Origin of the sequence: Burkholderia sp. SRS-25 (assembly GCF_004343765.1) — a bacterium.
Lineage (GTDB): Bacteria > Pseudomonadota > Gammaproteobacteria > Burkholderiales > Burkholderiaceae > Burkholderia > Burkholderia contaminans.
This window is the reverse complement of record NZ_PTXM01000014.1, coordinates 268059-285877: the sequence shown is the minus strand read 5'-3', so window position 1 is coordinate 285877 and position 17819 is coordinate 268059. Positions and strand designations below refer to the sequence as shown.

Annotated in this window: 13 protein-coding genes and 1 pseudogene; 9 read left to right on the top strand and 5 right to left on the bottom strand. The window is 66.7% G+C overall.

Going from position 1 to position 17819, the window contains the following annotated elements; translation table 11 throughout:
- The first annotated feature begins 345 nt into the window (after positions 1-345).
- Positions 346-1542: a formaldehyde dehydrogenase, glutathione-independent gene (fdhA, locus tag C5O79_RS20710; RefSeq protein WP_039369545.1), complete on the top strand. Its 1197-nt coding sequence runs from the start codon at positions 346-348 to the stop codon at positions 1540-1542.
- Between the two features lie 154 nt (positions 1543-1696).
- On the opposite strand, the gene C5O79_RS20705 is transcribed toward fdhA, so the two are convergent.
- The 4 genes and pseudogenes from C5O79_RS20705 to C5O79_RS20685 all read right to left on the bottom strand — a co-directional run bounded on the left by C5O79_RS20705 (position 1697) and on the right by C5O79_RS20685 (position 5617).
- A complete protein-coding gene (locus tag C5O79_RS20705) occupies positions 1697-2719 on the bottom strand; it encodes a class I fructose-bisphosphate aldolase (protein ID WP_122476613.1) in 1023 nt (340 codons plus the stop codon).
- Positions 2720-2900: 181 nt separating this feature from the next.
- A pseudogene (locus C5O79_RS20700) lies at positions 2901-2990 on the bottom strand (EamA/RhaT family transporter); the annotation flags it as partial.
- Positions 2991-3173: 183 nt separating this feature from the next.
- Positions 3174-3932, bottom strand: a complete 759-nt coding sequence (locus C5O79_RS20695) for a hypothetical protein (protein ID WP_122476610.1) — start codon at positions 3930-3932, stop codon at positions 3174-3176.
- 263 nt (positions 3933-4195) lie between these two features.
- Complete coding sequence (locus C5O79_RS20685) at positions 4196-5617, bottom strand: PLP-dependent aminotransferase family protein (protein ID WP_046549611.1); 1422 nt, start codon at positions 5615-5617, stop codon at positions 4196-4198.
- 277 nt (positions 5618-5894) lie between these two features.
- On the opposite strand from C5O79_RS20685, the gene C5O79_RS20680 reads away from it, so the two are divergent.
- A complete protein-coding gene (locus C5O79_RS20680) occupies positions 5895-7307 on the top strand; it encodes a discoidin domain-containing protein (RefSeq protein ID WP_047849521.1) in 1413 nt (470 codons plus the stop codon).
- 60 nt (positions 7308-7367) lie between these two features.
- On the opposite strand, the gene C5O79_RS20675 is transcribed toward C5O79_RS20680, so the two are convergent.
- On the bottom strand, positions 7368-8483 hold the full coding sequence (locus tag C5O79_RS20675) for a GlxA family transcriptional regulator (RefSeq protein WP_081421024.1): 1116 nt from the start codon (positions 8481-8483) through the stop codon (positions 7368-7370).
- A 357-nt stretch (positions 8484-8840) separates the two neighbouring features.
- Between C5O79_RS20675 and C5O79_RS20670 the strand changes: the two genes are divergently transcribed.
- From C5O79_RS20670 to C5O79_RS20640, 7 genes are all read left to right on the top strand, one after another.
- A complete protein-coding gene (locus C5O79_RS20670) occupies positions 8841-10115 on the top strand; it encodes a serine hydroxymethyltransferase (protein WP_046549609.1) in 1275 nt (424 codons plus the stop codon).
- Between the two features lie 31 nt (positions 10116-10146).
- Entirely contained in the window at positions 10147-11118 is a 972-nt protein-coding gene (locus tag C5O79_RS20665; protein WP_046549608.1) for a dipeptidase, read from the top strand.
- 137 nt (positions 11119-11255) lie between these two features.
- A complete protein-coding gene (locus tag C5O79_RS20660; RefSeq protein WP_105391701.1) occupies positions 11256-11789 on the top strand; it encodes a DUF5943 domain-containing protein in 534 nt (177 codons plus the stop codon).
- A gap of 74 nt (positions 11790-11863) precedes the next feature.
- Positions 11864-13927, top strand: a complete 2064-nt coding sequence (locus tag C5O79_RS20655; RefSeq protein WP_021160633.1) for an NADH:flavin oxidoreductase — start codon at positions 11864-11866, stop codon at positions 13925-13927.
- A gap of 3 nt (positions 13928-13930) precedes the next feature.
- Complete coding sequence (locus C5O79_RS20650; protein ID WP_046549606.1) at positions 13931-15856, top strand: (Fe-S)-binding protein; 1926 nt, start codon at positions 13931-13933, stop codon at positions 15854-15856.
- Between the two features lie 4 nt (positions 15857-15860).
- Positions 15861-17030, top strand: a complete 1170-nt coding sequence (locus C5O79_RS20645) for an electron transfer flavoprotein subunit alpha/FixB family protein (protein ID WP_046549605.1) — start codon at positions 15861-15863, stop codon at positions 17028-17030.
- Positions 17027-17812 (top strand): electron transfer flavoprotein subunit beta/FixA family protein, encoded by a 786-nt coding sequence (locus C5O79_RS20640; RefSeq protein WP_039369576.1) that lies wholly within the window; start codon positions 17027-17029, stop codon positions 17810-17812. The genes C5O79_RS20645 and C5O79_RS20640 overlap by 4 nt, the downstream gene beginning before the upstream one ends.
- Positions 17813-17819 lie beyond the last annotated feature (7 nt).

The window sequence follows — 17819 nt, the reverse complement described above, 5'->3', positions numbered from 1 at the left end:
CGCCTGGGCTCGTAGCTCTGGATAAGAGACAGGAGCCCGAGAGCCCGAGAGCCCGAGAGCCCGAGAGCCCGAGAGCCCGAGAGCCCGAGAGCCCGAGAGCCCGCAGCGCGTCCAGTTCCATCACCACCATCACCATCCAGCGCGCCACCCCGCGCGCCAAACCTTCCCGTCGTTTCCCACCCGACTTTCGCATTTCCGCCATCGATGTCGGCGCCGTTCAAACACGTGTCGCGTTTGAGACATCGGCGCCCCTGCCTCCGGGACTACTCTCGAACAGCACGTTGCGCGTGCGCTGCATGAGCCGGCGCGCCGCGGCGCCATCCAACGAGACATGGAGACAATACGATGAGCAGCAATCGAGGTGTCGTCTATCTTGGGCCGGGCCAGGTCGAAGTCCAGAAAATCGATTATCCGAAGATGGTGGATCCGAGCGGCCGCGCGATCGGCCACGGCGTGATCCTGAAAGTGGTGAGCACGAACATCTGCGGTTCCGACCAGCACATGGTGCGCGGCCGCACGACCGCGCCGGTCGGTCTCGTGCTCGGTCACGAGATCACGGGCGAGGTGGTCGAGATCGGCCGCGACGTCGAGACGCTGAAGCTCGGCGATCTCGTGTCGGTGCCGTTCAACGTGGCCTGCGGCCGCTGTGCGATGTGCAAGGACACGCATACGGGCGTGTGCCTGAACGTGAACCCGTCGCGTGCCGGCGGCGCCTACGGCTATGTCGACATGGGCGGCTGGATCGGTGGCCAGGCCGAGTACGTGCTCGTGCCGTACGCGGATTTCAACCTGCTGAAATTCCCCGATCGCGATCAGGCGATGGCGAAGATCCGCGATCTGACCTGCCTGTCCGACATTCTGCCGACCGGTTATCACGGCGCGGTGAGCGCGGGCGTGAAGCCGGGCTCGACGGTCTACATCGCGGGCGCGGGCCCGGTCGGGATGGCGGCGGCCGCCTCGGCGCGCCTGCTCGGCGCGGCCGTGACGATCGTCGGCGACATGAACGCGGAACGCCTTGCGCACGCACGGGCGATGGGCTTCGAGACGGTCGACCTGTCGAAGGACGCATCGCTCGGCGAGCAGATCGAGCAGATCCTCGGCGTGCCCGAGATCGACTGCGCGGTCGACTGCGTCGGCTTCGAAGCGCACGGCCACGGTTCGTCGGGCCATTCGGAGGAAGCGCCCGCGACGGTGCTGAACTCGCTGATGGAAATCACGCGGCCGGCCGGCGCGATCGGCATCCCGGGCCTGTACGTGACGGACGATCCGGGCGCGAAGGACAAGGCCGCGCAGCACGGCAGCCTGAGCATCCGCTTCGGCCTCGGCTGGGCGAAGTCGCACTCGTTCTTCACGGGCCAGACGCCGGTGCTGAAGTACAACCGCAACCTGATGCAGGCGATCCTGTTCGACCGGCTGCCGATCGCGAAGATCGTCAACGTCGAAGTGATCTCGCTCGACCAGGCGCCGGAAGGCTACAAGAAGTTCGACGGCGGCGCGCCGCGCAAATTCGTCATCGACCCGCACGGGTTGCTGGCGGCATGACGCGACCGATCATCACGCGGTAATCGAAGGGCCGGGGCGTTCAAGCGCCTCGGCCCTTCGTGCGTTCGGGAAACGCGCGCTCGGTGCCCGCGATAGCGCCGGGCGAGACGCTCACGCGTGAGCGATCGCTCGGGCGACATTCGTCCGGCTCCGTTCACGCGGTGCGCTCCATCGCGGCGTCGTACTGACCGCGGCAGGCCGCACCGTTCAGGCGTGCGCGCAGCAGCAGCGCCGCCTGCGCGGCGCGTACGTTGGCCGCCTGCCCCTTCCACGCGGCCAGTGGCGGCTCCTGCAGCGCGCGTCCATATGAAAAGCTCAACAGCCACGGCCGCCCGGCAACGCGATTCATCGCGTCGAGATGCGCCGTCGCTTCCTCGGGCGTCTGTCCGCCGGACAGGAAGAAGATGCCGGGTACTTCGGCCGGCACGGCGCTGCGCAGCAGGCGCACCGTCGCCTCCGCGACTTCGGCGGGGGCCGGCTGTGCGGTGTGCGTGCTGCCCGCGACGACCATGCTCGGTTTGAGCAACATGTGCGCCAGCACGACCCGGTGCCGGTGCAGCGCATTGAACACGGCGTGCAGCACCGCGTCGGTCACTTGCGCGCAGCGGCCGATCGAATGATCGCCGTCCATCAGCACTTCCGGCTCGACGATCGGCACGACGCCGGCCTCCTGGCAGATTGCCGCATAGCGCGCCAGCGCTTCGGCGTTTGCTTCGATCGCCGCATGGCCGGGCAGCGTGGCGGACACGTTGTACACCGCACGCCATTTCGCGAACCGCGCGCCTTGCTGCCGGTAGCCGTCGACGCGCGCCGCAAGCCCATCGAGCCCTTGCGTGATTTCGTCGCCGGGTGCGAGCGCAAGTGGAATCTTGCCCGCGTCGACCTTGATGCCGGGCACGATCTGCTGGCGGGCGGCGAGTTCGGGCAACGGCGTGCCATCGTCCGCACATTGCCCGAGCGTCTCTTCATACAGGATCACGCCGCTGACGAATTCCCCGAGGCCCGGCGTCGACAGCAACAGGGTGCGCCATGCGCGGCGGTTCTCTTCGGTCGATTCGACCGCGATCGTCTTGAAGCGTTTCGCGATGGTCGGCCCGCTTTCGTCGGCTGCCAGCAAGCCTTTGCCGTCCTGAACGAGTGCCTGGATCGTCGCCTGGAGTGCGCTCTCGGTGCTCATGGAATTCCTCCGCTGAAACCGCCGCGCGGCCGGGCCGGCCGCAGGCTGTTCACTTCGTCATGGTCGTCACGCCGTCTTCCGATTTCATTCTTTGTCGCGCATCGGCCAGAACGCAAGGCGCGTGCTCGGGGGCATCGTCCGTGCCCGGGGGCTGGTGCGTGATGCGCCGGCGTTCGACGCGCGCGACGCGTCGTGCGATCGGCGGGACGACGCCGAAGTCCGGTGCGCCCATGCGCATGAACAGGAACGATGCGCCCCAGATGGCGGCAATGCATTCATCGACGACTCCGTTCGCTGGATCGGGCGGCCGGCCGGAACGCGATACGCGACAGGCGGCGCGGGCGAATGACCCATTGAACGTCATGCGTGAGTCGCGAAGCAAACGAGGTTTTGTGAAGGGGGGTGTAGAAAAGCGAATCGACGGACGCGCCTGCATGGACTTGCGCCCGTGCGCTCAGTGGCCGCGATAGAGCTGTGCGATTTGCTGCGTATTGCTGGCGGCGCGTCGCGCACGTGCGGTGTGCGTGCTCACGCGGTGGATGGTATGTGGGCGATGCGCGGCACCGTGACTGCCTTTCCAGCCCGCCAGGCGAACCGCGGCGGTGGGGTGCGATCGGTCGGGGGCGCGCATGGCCGGTGCCGCTCGCGCGACTGCCGTCCCAACGGCGGATGCGCGGCTGGCATCCGGGCCCGGGCTGCCTGGTCGGGCGACCGCCACCTGCGTTCCGTCAGTCGAATGAAACGGATAGACGGGTGCGGGCAAGACCGGCAGCACGGGGTCGTTCGATGCGTACGGGGCGGCATCGCTCGCCATCGCACGCGAATCGTTCGAGCCGCGACAGGCCGGATCGGCCTTGCATGTCCGGTCGACCACCACATAGCCGCCGACCAGCAGCACGAGTGTCAGGATGCTCAGGATCGGCGCAGTCGATGCGCGAGGCTGCTGGAGCGCCGCGTTGCGAAGCGCGCGCGCGATGCGCGACGGCCACGTGTGAAAGGCGTGCGGAGCATGCGCGGCATCCGGTGCGCGGTGGATCGAATCGAACGGCCGGTTCCACCGGCCGCAGGCGGGGCAGTGTTCGAGTGCATGGAAGGCCGCGAAGCCGCATTCGTTGCAGCGGAAGCGGGCAGTGCGCCGTGCTTCGGCTCGCGCGTTCAGGATCGCGTGCCAGTCGTCGCGCGCGCGAATGGTGCGATTGGGGAGGACTCGCATCGCTGGAAGCGGGCGGGCGCCGTCAACGGGGCGAACGTTCGCCGGTCGTCATGATCCGTTCCGGCACGGCAGCCTATCGGCCCGTGCCGGAATGCAATGATGCGTACGTCGTCGATTGTCGTTCGCATGCGGTATTCATGGGATTCTCCGTGACATCGGGTGTGCGGAACACGTTCGTCCGTGGTTGCCTACCGCTTCATTCTTGGTCGCCGGTGCGTGAAACGCAAGGCACAAACAGGCTGTCGTGATTCGTCGGTTCCGCGTTAACTGTCGTGCCGCTGCCGGGCCGCGAGCGTCCCGATGGTCTCCATTGCGTGCTCGACCGCCGGCGTCCACGGGCGGCCGTAATTGAGCCGAAGATAGCGGCGAAATCCGCCGGTCGCGGAAAAGATCGGCCCCGGCGCGATGCTGACGCCGCTTTCCATCGCATCGCCGAACAGGTGCATCGCATCCACGCGCGGCGGCAATTCGATCCACAGGAAATACCCGCCGCGCGGTGCGAACACTTCGGTGCCGGCCGGAAAATACGCACGCACGGCCGCCAGCATCTGTGCCTGGTGCGCGGCAAGATTGCGGCGCAGCTTGCGCAGGAAGCGATCGTACGCACCGTCGCGCAGGTAGCTCGAAATCGCCATCTGGGCAGGCACGTCGGCCGCCGGCGCGCTTGCGCCCTTTGCCTGGCGAATTTGCCGCACGTAGCGTCCGGCCGCGACCCAGCCGATCCGGAACCCGGGCGCGAGGCATTTCGAGAACGAACCGCAATGCAGGACGAGACCGCTGTCGTCATACAGCTTGGCGGGGCGCGTGGGTGCCGTGCCGAAATGCAGCTCGCCGTAGACGTCGTCTTCGATCAGCGGCACGTTGCGTGCCGCGAGCAGGTCGATCAGCGCACGCTTGCGCTCGTCGGTCAGCGTCGCGCCGGTCGGGTTGTGGAACGACGTCATGAACCAGCAGGCCCGCACCGGATGCGTGTCGAGCGCTTTCTCGAGCGCGTCGAGATCGAGGCCGGTGCGCGGGTCGACTGGAATCTCGACGGCCTTCAGGTGCAGGCGCTGCACGGCCTCCAGGACCGCATGAAACGCCGGTCGCTCGATCGCGACGATATCGCCGGGGCGCGTCAGCGCCTGCAGGCTGAGCGTCAGCGCTTCGAGCGCGCCGGTCGTGATGACGATTTCATCCATCGGCAACGCCGTGCCCGCATTCAGGTAGCGCAGCGCGATCTGGCGGCGCAGCCCGTCGTGGCCGGGCGGCGCGCCGGACAGCAGGGCCGTGCGATCCATGTTGCGGGCCGCCGACGCCATCGCGCGCCACAGGCTGCTCATCGGGAACAGCGAATAGCTGGCGAAGGCCGAGCCGAGCGGGACGATCTCCTCGCATTTGAGCGAGTCGAGCAGCCGGAACAACGTATCGCCGTTGCCCGCTGGCGTGGCGGCCGGTTTGCGCGGCGGTTCATGGCCGAACCGCACGTGCTTGTCTTCGAGGTTCGCAACGAAATATCCGGACCGTGCACGCGCGACGATCAGACCCTCGCTTTCGAGCGCGTAGTACGCGCGAAACACGGTGGAAGGACTCACGCCATATGCGCGGCACGCGGCACGCACGGTGGGGATGCGCGCACCGGGTGCCAGATCTCCACGCCGGATCGACTCGGAGATTGTCCGCGCGAGCATCGCATAACGCTTCATGCCTGCCTCAAGTCGAGCAGCTTTGTGCCGAAAAAAGAGTAGCACGGTGCGCGCTGCGCGACAGGCCTCGTTATCCCGTGATCCGGTCGTTTTTCACGGGCTCTGATCCTGTTTTCAGGCGCAACTCGCTGGCATGCTTTCGCCCCTCGAGCAATCTTTGTTCCCGACATTGACCGATACGGAATTCACGCTGTCCGCCGGCTGATCCGTGCCCCGTGCGCCTGTGCGTGCGAGGTCTAGTCAGCGGTGTCATGACCCTAAACCGGAAACCTTCAGCGTGAAATCGAACACTCTCGTCGCGGGCCTCGTGGCCGGCCTTGCCCTCAACCTCCTCGGCGGCGCCGCGCAGGCCGCCTGCATCAGCAATCCGCCGACGCAATCCAACGCGACGTTCCCCGCCGCACTGACCGGCAAGCTCGTCTATCACAGCTACGTCAAATACGGCGACGGCACGAGCCAGCTGTTCCTGTACGACTTCTCGGCCCATACGCTGACGCAACTGAGCAAGAGCACGTGGGGCATCACCGATCCGATGAACGGCGTGTTCAGCCCCGACGGCAAGTGGCTCGCGTTCATGGGCATCAGCAACGGCGCATGGAACGTGTTCATGCTGCAGCTCGGCGCCGGCACGCCGCCCGTCAACCTGACGAACAGCACGGGCGCCACGCGCAACGAGGATCCGAAATTCAGTACGGACGGCAAGACGCTCGTGTTCAAGCAGAACGGCGACGTCAAGCAGGCGACGCTGTCGTACACGAGCGCGGGCCCGGCGTTCACGTCGGTCGTGAGCCTGACGAACGCACCCTCCGGCGCCGAATACTCGATGCCGTTCCTCGCGCCCGATGCGAGCGCCGTGTACTACGCGACCGGTACGGGCGCGAACATGGGGCTGATGAAGCGCACGCTCGCGACCGGCGCGACTGCGGTGTTCGATGCGCCGGCGGGGCTGCAAACGTACTACCCGATCGTGCGCGCGGACGGCATGGTGTTCTACGCGCGCTGGAAAGACAGCGGCCAGGCCGACCAGATCTATACGAAGACGGCGGACCCGGCGTCGACGCCGAACGCGTTGCCGGTCAACGACTGCGTGAGCAACAACTCGGATCCGGCGCCGGTGAGCGGCACCAACTACGTGTTCTTCTCGTCGACGACGGCGGGCGGCTACCAGCTCTACGTCGGTGACGTGACGACCGGCCAGCGCTGGAGCCTGTCGCAGTTCGGCGTGAACGCGGACACGACGAAGGCCAAGCTCGGGTCGAGCTACTACGGCGGCCCGGCCGCCGCGCAGCCGACGCTGCTGTCGCAGGGGCGTCCGGCTGCCGCATCGGCGAGCTACAACGCATCGCTGACGCCCGACAAGGCGTTCGACGGCAACACCACGAGCACGCGCTGGGATTCGCCGGAAGGCGCGGGCGTCGATCCGCAATGGATCTCCGTGGATCTCGGCGCGACGAAGACGATCAGCAGCGTCGATCTCTACTGGGATGCGGGCGCGCTCGTGTACCAGATCCAGACGTCGAACGACAATGTGAACTGGACGACGATCTACTCGACGAACAACGGCGTGTCGTACGGCCACGTGACGCTGCCGAACCTGAACGGGCACGGCCGCTACGTGCGGATGCTCGGCACGAAGCGCGCGACGCAGTGGGGGTATTCGCTCGACGAAATGCAGGTGTGGGGATCGTAAGCGCAAATAAAAAGCGACCTTCGAGGTCGCTTTTTTTTCACGCGTCAATCGACGCGAAGCTCATGCATGCAGCAGATGCGCCGGGAAGGCGGGGATGGCGCTCGCCGCACCCTGCGCAAGCGGGGCGACCTGCTTGCGGCGCTCGCGGGTCGGCGCGACGCCGAACGCGTCGCGATAGCTCTTGCTGAAATGGCACGCCGACTGGAAGCCGCACGCCATCGTGATGTGCATGATCGACATGTCGGTCTGCAGCAGCAGTTCGCGTGCGCGGCGCAGCCGCAGCGTCAGGTAGTAGTGCGTCGGCGTCATCCCGAGGTGTTCGCGGAACAGGCGCTGCAGTTGCCGCTGCGACATGTTCGCGAGCCGCGCGAGCTCCTCGCGTGACAGCGGCTCCTCGATGTTGTTCTCCATCAGCGAGATCACTTCGAACAGCGACTTGTTCGCGGAGCCGAGGCGCGCGACGAGCGGCATGCGTTGCTGCGCGCTCGTGTCGCGCACGTGTTCGACGATGAACTGCTCGGCGATCTGCGTGACGCGCGCGGTGCCCACGCGCGCGGCGATCAGGTTCAGCATCATGTCGAGCGGCGCGACGCCGCCCGTGCACGTGATGCGGTCGCGGTCGATCACGAACAGTTCCTTCAGGAAGCGCGTGTCCGGAAACTCTTCCTTCAGCGCCGACATGTTCTCCCAGTGGATCGCACACGCGTAGCCTGCGAGCAGCCCCGACTTCGCAAGCGCATAGGTGCCCGTGCACAGGCTGCCGAGCGGGATGCCCGAGCGCGCGAAGCGGCGCAGTGTCGACAGATGGGCGGGCGTGGTCGCGCGCTGCACGTCGACGCCGCCGCACACAAACACGATGTCGGGCTGCCCCACGCATTCGGCGGGGCCGGTGTCGACCGTCAGGCCGTTGCTCGCGGTGACCGGGCCGCCGTCGGGGCTGATGACCGACCAGCGGTAGAGCGGCTGGCCGCTCAGGTAGTTCGCCATCCGAAGCACCTCGATCGCATTGGTGAACGCGATCATCGTGAAGTTCGGTAACGGCATGAACGCGAAGTGGGACAGCGACGCTGTGCGGTCGGGCGACATGGGGAGCGTTCCTAGAATCTCTAATAGCTTTACGCCCGGGGGCACGGACGGGCTGCGATATTGTGTGAGCCAGCGCAACAAGCGTGCCATACGGCTAAACCCTAGATCCATACGTTGTCTGGCTGAAAGCGGCATGCTGCACTGCACCGTATTCGTGACGTGTTGCACCCCGACCGGGCTGCAATCGCACCACCGGCGTGCCTGTTCATAGGTGAACTGCCTCGACCATTTTTGTTGGTCATCCGAAAAAGCACGACCGGTCACTTGTATAAAACGGACGCGGATGGCGGAAAAGGCAAAGAACGCGTCTAAATTCATCAATCCGCCGAAAATCCGAACGACAAGAATAGAGCCGTCGGCAGCCTTGTACGGGGACGAGCGGGAAACCCAGGCAGGGCGGGCCTTGAGCTTCGGTTTCAGCCCCTTATTCTTCGTCACGGACGCACTATGTCGAACACCCAGCCTTTCTTCTCGCAGCCCCTCGCCGAGCGCGACGCGCCGGTGCGCAGCGCCATCCTGAAGGAACTCGAGCGTCAGCAGTCGCAGGTCGAGCTGATCGCGTCGGAAAACATCGTGTCGCGCGCCGTGCTCGAGGCGCAGGGATCGGTGCTGACCAACAAGTACGCGGAAGGCTATCCCGGCAAGCGCTATTACGGTGGCTGCGAATTCGCGGATGAAGTCGAGGCGCTGGCAATCGAGCGCGTGAAGCAGATCTTCAACGCCGGCTATGCGAACGTGCAGCCGCACTCGGGCGCGCAGGCGAACGGCTCGGTGATGCTCGCGCTGGCCAAGCCGGGCGACACGGTGCTCGGCATGTCGCTCGACGCGGGCGGCCACCTGACGCACGGCGCGAAGCCGGCGCTGTCGGGCAAGTGGTTCAACGCCGTGCAGTACGGCGTGAACCGCGACACGATGCTGATCGACTACGACCAGGTCGAGGCGCTCGCCCACGAGCACAAGCCGAACCTCATCATCGCCGGCTTCTCGGCCTACCCGCGTGCGCTCGACTTCGCGCGCTTCCGTGCGATCGCCGACGGCGTCGGCGCGAAGCTGATGGTCGACATGGCGCACATCGCCGGCGTGATCGCCGCAGGCCGCCACGCGAACCCGGTCGAGCATGCGCACGTCGTCACGTCGACCACCCACAAGACGCTGCGCGGCCCGCGCGGCGGCTTCGTGCTGACCAATGACGAGGAGATCGCGAAGAAGATCAACTCGGCCGTGTTCCCCGGCCTGCAGGGCGGCCCGCTGATGCACGTGATCGCCGGCAAGGCCGTCGCGTTCGGCGAAGTGCTGCATGCGGACTTCAAGACCTACATCGACAACGTGCTCGCGAACGCGCAGGCGCTCGGCGAAGTGCTGAAGGCGGGCGGCGTCGATCTCGTCACGGGCGGCACCGACAACCACCTGCTGCTGGTCGACCTGCGCCCGAAGGGCCTGAAGGGCGCGCCGGTCGAACAGGCGCTGGAGCGCGCGGGCATCACCTGCAACAAGAACGGCATTCCGTTCGACACCGAGAAGCCGACCGTCACGTCGGGCATCCGCCTCGGCACGCCGGCCGGCACGACGCGCGGCTTCGGCGTCGCGGAATTCCGCGAGGTGGGCCGCCTGATCCTGGAAGTGTTCGACGCGCTGCGCGCGAACCCGGAAGGCGACCACGCGACCGAACAGCGCGTGCGCCGCGAGATCTTCGCGTTGTGCGAACGCTTCCCGATCTATTGATCCCACCGACCCGACAATACTGGAGCAACACATGAGCACGCTGCATCAAGACAGCATCATCATCGACGGGCTGAACATCTCGAAGTTCGAGAAGCCGGTGTTCGAAGACATGCGCAAAGGCGGCATCACCGCCGCGAACTGCACGGTGTCGGTGTGGGAAAACTTCACCAAGACCGTCGACAACATCGGCGTGATGAAGAAGAAGATCCGCGACAACAGCGAGCTGCTGACGCTGGTGCGCACGACGGAAGACATCTTCCGCGCGAAGAAGGAAGGCAAGACCGGCGTGATCCTCGGTTTCCAGAACGCGCATGCGTTCGAGGACAACATCGGCTACATCGAAGCGTTCGCCGACATGGGCGTGCGCGTCGTGCAGCTCTGCTACAACACGCAGAACCTGGTCGGCACCGGTTGCTACGAGCGCGACGGCGGCCTGTCGGATTTCGGCCGCGAAGTGATCACCGAGATGAACCGTGTCGGCATCATGGTCGACCTGTCGCACGTGGGCGGCAATACGTCGTCGGAAGCGATCGCGTTCTCGAAGAAGCCGGTGTGCTATTCGCACTGCCTGCCGTCGGGCCTGAAGGAGCATCCGCGCAACAAGAGCGACGAACAGCTGAAGGAGATCGCCGATGCGGGCGGCTTCGTCGGCGTGACGATGTTCGCGCCGTTCCTCAAGCGCGGGATCGAAGCGAACATCGACGACTACATCGAGGCGATCGACTACGTCGTGAACCTGATCGGCGAGGATGCGGTCGGCATCGGCACGGACTTCACGCAGGATTACGCGAAGGAATTCTTCGACATGCTGACGCATGACAAGGGCCGCTATCGCCAGCTGACGAACTTCGGCAAGGTGATCAACCCGGACGGCATCCGCACGATCGGTGAATTCCCGAACCTGACGGCGGCGATGGAGCGTCACGGCTGGAAGGAGTCGCGTATCCGCAAGATCATGGGCGAGAACTGGGTGCGCGTGTTCAAGGACGTGTGGGGCGCATAAGCGCCGCCAACGCCGAACCGCCGACAGCGATTCAACATAAAAAAATCGGGACGTGCCCATGCAAGCCGCACGGGCGCGCGGACGATATCGCGCCTGCGCACTGAGCCGCGCGGCCAATTTCCTCACGGAGTCACACGATGCAACCGCAACTGCCGATCAACGTCGATCCCGATACCGGCGTCTGGACCACCGACGCGCTGCCGATGCTGTACGTGCCGCGCCACTTCTTCACGAACAACCACGTCGCCGTCGAGGAAGCGCTCGGCGTCGAAGCGTATGCCGAGATTCTCTACAAGGCCGGCTACAAGTCCGCGTACCACTGGTGCGACAAGGAAGCGAAGCTGCACGGCCTGACCGGCATGGCCGTGTTCGAGCACTACCTGAAGCGCCTGTCGCAGCGCGGCTGGGGCCTGTTCTCGATCATCGAGGCCGATCCGGCGAGCGCCCGCGCGAAGATAGAACTACGCCACTCGTCGTTCGTGCTCCAGCAGCCGGGCAAGGAAGGCAAGCTCTGCTACATGTTCGCGGGCTGGTTTGCCGGCGCGATGGACTGGGTCAACGACACGACGCCGGAAGGCAAGGGCGCCCCGCGCGCGCAATCGAAGGAAGTGCAGTGCGCGGCCGAGCATCACGACCATTGCATCTTCGAAGTGTCGCCGATCGCGCACTGATGCGCTGACGTAACGGCACAGCAACACAACAACACCCGCAACACGAGACATTCGAACGCCAGAGGTCGCCAGCGATGCGTTATCCCCACCTGTTCAAACCCATGCAGCTGAACCAGCTGACGCTGCGCAACCGGATCGTCAGCACCGCGCATGCGGAGGTGTATGCCGAGCCGGGCGGCCTGCCGGGCGACCGCTATATCCGCTACTACGAAGAAAAGGCGAAGGGCGGCGTGGGCCTCGCGATCTGCGGCGGGTCGAGCCCGGTGTCGATCGACAGCCCGCAGGGCTGGTGGAAATCGGTGAACCTGTCGACCGACAAGATCATCGATCCGCTCACGCGCCTCGCCGACACGATGCACAAGCACGGCGCGAAGATCATGATCCAGGCGACGCACATGGGCCGCCGCTCGTCGTTCCACGGCGAGCACTGGCCGCACCTGATGTCGCCGTCGGGCGTGCGCGAACCCGTGCACCGCGGCAACGCGAAGATCATCGAGATCGAGGAAATCCGCCGCATCATCGGCGATTTCGCGGCCGCCGCGAAGCGCGTGAAGGCGGCCGGCATGGACGGCATCGAAATCTCGGCCGCTCACCAGCACCTGATCGACCAGTTCTGGAGCAAGCGTTCGAACCACCGCACCGACGAATGGGGCGGCAGCCTGGAAAACCGCCTGCGCTTCGGCATCGAAGTGCTGACGGCCGTGCGCGAGGCGGTGGGCAAGGATTTCTGCGTCGGCCTGCGCATGTGCGGCGACGAATTCCACGAGGACGGCCTCGATCACGAAGCGCTGAAGGAAATCGCGCAGGCGATGTCGGAGACGGGCCTGATCGACTACCTGAGCGTGGTCGGCTCGGGCGGCGACACGCACAACACGATCGCCAACTGCATGCCGCCGATGGCGCTGCCGCCGGAGCCGTTCGTTCACCTCGCGGCCGGCATCAAGTCGGTCGTGAAGATTCCGGTGATGCACGCGCAGAGCATCCGCGATGCAGGCCAGGCCGAACGCCTGCTCGCGACCGGCATGATCGACCTGGTCGGCATGACGCGCGCGCAGATCGCCGATCCGCACATGGTGATCAAGATCCGCGACGGCCGCGAGGACGAAATCAAGCAGTGCGTCGGCGCGAACTACTGCATCGACCGCCAGTACAACGGCCTCGACGTGCTGTGCATCCAGAACGCGGCGACGTCGCGCGAAGCGACGATGCCGCACATCATCGAGAAGTCGCGCGGCCCGAAGCGCAAGGTCGTGGTGGTCGGCGCGGGCCCCGCAGGGCTCGAGGCGGCGCGCGTCGCGAAGCTGCGCGGCCACGACGTGGTGCTGTTCGAGAAGAATGCCGAAGTGGGCGGGCAGGTGATGATCGCCGCGAAGGCGCCGCAGCGCGAACAGATGTCGGGGATCATCCGCTGGTTCGACATGGAAACGAAGCGCCTGGGCGTCGACCGCCGTCTCGGCGTGGCCGCCGACGAGAAGATGATCATGGCCGAGAAGCCGGACATCGTCGTGCTCGCGACGGGCGGGTCGAGCTTCACGTGGCAGGTGCCGGGCTGGGGCGTGGCCGAGGGCCTCGCCGTCAGCTCGTGGGACATCCTGACCGGCAAGGTCGAGCCGAAGCAGAACGTGCTGCTGTTCGACGGCGTGAGTACGCATGCGGGCGCGGGCGTGGCCGACTTCATGGCGAGCCGCGGCTCGAAGGTCGAGGTCGTCACGCCGGACGTGAAGGTCGCCGACGATTGCGGCGGCACGACGTTCCCGATCTTCTATCGCCGCCTGTACGCGTTCGGCGTGATCCCGACGCCGAACACGATGCTCGATCGCGTCTACGAAGAGGACGGCAAGCTGATCGCCGTGCTGCGCAACGAGTACACGGAGGAACTGGAAGAGCGCGCGGTCGACCAGGTGGTGATCGAGAACGGCTCGTCGCCGAACGACGAGCTGTACTGGAAGCTCAAGCCGGAATCGGTGAACCGCGGCCAGATCGATCCGCACACGCTGTTCGCGGCCGAGCCGCAGCCGTGCCTGTCGGAAGAACTCGGCAACGGCCGTTTCCTGCTGTTCCGTGTCGGCGACTGCATCTCGATGCACAACGTCCACGGTGCGATCTACGACTCGCTGCGTCTCGTGAAGGATTTCTAAACGATGAACCCGTCCTTCCTCATTACCGCCCTGTTGTGGCTGTCGGTGGCGGGGCTCGCGTTCGCGGTCGCGAAGCGCTCGTCCTACTGGCGTCTGGGCCGGGCCACCGCGCCCGGCTCGTTCGGCGTCGCGAACCTGTTCGCGATCCCGAAGCGCTACTTCGTCGACCTGCACCATGTGGTCGCCCGGGATCCGTACATCGCGAAGACGCACGTCGCGACCGCCGGCGGCGCGATCGGCGCGCTTGCGCTGGTGTTCATCAACTACGGCCTCGCGATCTACTCGCCGTGGCTCGACAAGCTGATCTTCCTCGCGGCGCTCGCGATGCTGGTCGGCGCGGTGTTCGTGTGGCGCCGCCGCGCGGCCAAGGACGTGCCGGCCCGCCTGTCGCGCGGCCCGTGGAATACGCTGCCCTGGCTGCTCGGCTCGTTCGCGCTCGGCCTCGTGCTGTTCATGCTGGTGCCGACCGGCGCGATGTCGGGAGCGTTCGCGGTGCTCTGCGCGGTGCTGATCGGTGTCGGCGCATTCACGATGACGGTCGGCGCCGCGAAGGGCGGCCCGATGAAGCACGCGATCGCAGGTCTCCTGCACCTGGCCTTCCACCCGCGCCAGGAGCGCTTCGCGGCTACCCGCGAATCGTTCACGGGCAACGGCACGGCCACGCCGCCGACCGCGCTGAAGCTGCCGGACATCGAGCATCAGGAGTACGGCGTCGCGAAGCCGGTCGAATTCCGCTGGAACCAGCTGCTGAGCTTCGACGCCTGCGTGCAGTGCGGCAAGTGCGAAGCCGCGTGCCCCGCGTTCGCGTCGGGCCAGCCGCTGAACCCGAAGAAGCTGATTCAGGATCTCGTGGTCGGGATGGCCGGTGGCACCGATGCGGCATACGCGGGCAGCCCGTCGCCGGGCATTCCGGTCGGCCAGCATCGCGGCGAGCCGAACGGCCCGATCGTATCCGGCCTGATCGAGGAGCAGACGCTGTGGTCGTGCACCACCTGCCGCGCATGCGTGCAGGAATGCCCGATGCTGATCGAGCACGTCGACGCGATCGTCGACATGCGCCGCAACCGCACGCTCGTGCACGGCACGGTGCCGGGCAAGGGCCAGGAAGTGCTCGCGAACCTGCGCGAGACGGGCACGATGGGCGGCTACGACACGGCCGCGCGCTACGACTGGTCGGTCGACCTGAGCGCGCCGGTCGCGCAACCCGGCAAGCCGGTCGACGTGCTGTTCGTCGCGGGCGAAGGCGCGTTCGACATGCGCTACCAGCGCACGCTGCGTGCGTTCGTCAAGGTGTTGAACAAGGCAGGCGTCGATTACGCGGTGCTCGGCTCGACCGAGACCGACACGGGCGACGTCGCCCGCCGGCTCGGTGACGAAGCGACGTTCCAGCAGATGGCGAAGCGCCTGATCGGCACGCTCGGCACGCTGTCGTACAAGCAGATCGTGACGGCCGACCCGCACGTGATGCACAGCCTGCGCAACGAGTACCGTGCGCTCGGGCTGCGCGTGACGGTCAAGCACCACACGACCTTCCTCGCGGAGCTGGCCGAAAGCGGCAAGATCGCGCCGAAGGCCGTCGAAGCGCTGCAGGACAAGCGCACCACGTATCACGACCCGTGCTACCTCGGCCGCTACAACGGCGAAACGGAAGCGCCGCGCAAGCTGCTGAAGACGATCGGCATCCAGGTCGTCGAGATGGAGCGCAACGGCATGCGCGGCCGCTGCTGCGGCGGTGGCGGCGGTGCGCCGCTGACCGATATCCCCGGCAAGCAACGCATCCCCGACATCCGTATCGCCGACGCACGCACGATCGGCGCGGACGTGGTCGCGGTTGCCTGCCCGAACTGCACGGCGATGCTCGAAGGCGTCGTGGGTCCGCGCCCCGACGTGCTCGACGTGGCTGAACTCGTTGCCGCCTCGCTGGAGTGAATCGATGAACACGATCAAACGAATCGATCCGCGCCGGCCGTTCATCATCACGGCCGCCGGCCTGAAGCGCATCACGCTCGGCGAGGAAGGCAGCGCCGATGCGAACGCCGTGCACGGGCTCGCGCACGGTCATGGCGCAGCGGCTGCCAAGCCGCGCCGCGCGGTGCAGGATCCGAAGCATGTGATGCTGGTCGTCGCGCACGGCGAACGCGGCGCGCTCGACGATCATTCTCGGCAGGCAATCGCCGCCGCCGCATTGCTCGCCGATGCGCAGACCGAAGTCGCGTTGCTCGCGTTCGGCGAGCTGAAGGACGACGTGGCCGAACTGGGCGTCGACAAGCTGCTTGAACTCGCCGGTTTTGATCGGCGTGCGTTCGACCCTGAAAGCGAATTGCAAGCGCTGCAGGCATGCGTGGCGGCCCTCGCGCCGAAACACGTGTTCGTGCCCGACAACGCGACGGGCGACGGCGATCTCGGCCGGCGCTACGCGGCGGCTGCCGGCGCGAGCGTCGCGGCGCACGTCGTCGAGATCGACGCGAAACATGTCGGCGCGTATGCGCAGGCCGGGCGCGCGTTTGCCACCCGCGCGCTGCCCGACGTGATCCTGCTCGCGCAGAACGCGGTCGACGCGAAGCTGCCGTTCGTCGGCGCGGGCGAGCGTCTCGCCGCCGACTTCATCCGCCCCGCCCATGACGGCGCACAACCGTATCGCGATCTCGGTCTCGACGAAATCGATGCGGCCCAGGTCGCGCTCGAGGAAGCCGATTTCATCGTGTCGGCCGGCAACGGCGTGTCCGACATCGGCGCGTTCGAGCGGCTGGCCGGCGTGTTCGGCGCGGCGATCGGCGCGAGCCGCGTCGCGGTCGACAACGGTCACTTCACGCGTGACAAGCAGGTGGGTGCAACCGGCAAGACGGTCGAGGCGAGCGTGTACATCGCGTTCGGCATCTCGGGCGCGGTGCAGCACCTGCAGGGGATCAAGGACTGCCGCCACGTGATCGCGGTGAACCTCGACGGCAGTGCGCCGATCGCGAAGCGCGCGAACCTGACGGTGGTGGGCGACGCGCAAGGCACGATCGCCGCACTGATCGAACAGGTGCAGGCCGCGCGCGCCGCGCGTGGCGAATCGCCGGCCGCGGTCGGCACCCGTGAACCGGAAGGAGTTGCCGCATGAACGCCCCCCGCCCCTTGCAACGCATTGCGGTGCTCGTGTCCGTCGGCCGCCATCCGGTCAGCGGCGTCGCGCGCTATAGCCGCAACGACGCGGCCGCGCTCGAAACCGGCCGCCAGCTCGCGGAGCGGCATCGCGCGACGCTCGACGTGATCCATGCGGGCGACCCCGCGAATACGGCGCTTGCCGAATATCTCGCGCTCGGCGCGCGGGAGGTCGAGGTACTGGCCTGCCGCGACGGCGACGACGCCGTGCATGCGCTCGCCGCGCGCGTCGAGGGCTACGACCTCGTGCTGACCGGCACGCGCGCCGAGGGCGCGTACGACACCGGGATGCTGCCTTACCGCGTCGCGGCGGCGCTCGGCTATCCGCTCGTCGGCTCGGCCGTCGACGTGACGGTCGACGGCGGCCGCGCGGCGGTCCGGCAATTTTTGCCGAAAGGGCTGCGGCGGCGCGTGGACGCGGCGCTGCCGGCCGTCGTCGCCGTTCATCCGCTCGCCAATGCCGAGCCGCGCTATGCGTATGCGCGGCTGCGCGCCGGCGCGATCCGGCCGGCGCTCGCGGCGCCCGGTGCGGACGCCGACGCGGCCGCGTGGACGGTCGGTCCGATCGAGCGTAAACCCGTAAAACTGGTCGCCGCCGAGAAGCGCTCCGGGCATGCCCGGATGCTGTCCGCGACGACGACCGAAAGCCGTGGCGGCAACGTCGTAAATGAAGGGAGTTCAGTCGAAAAAGCACAAGTGATCCTCGCGTATTTGCGCGAGCATCAGCTCATCGACTACTGATTTTGAT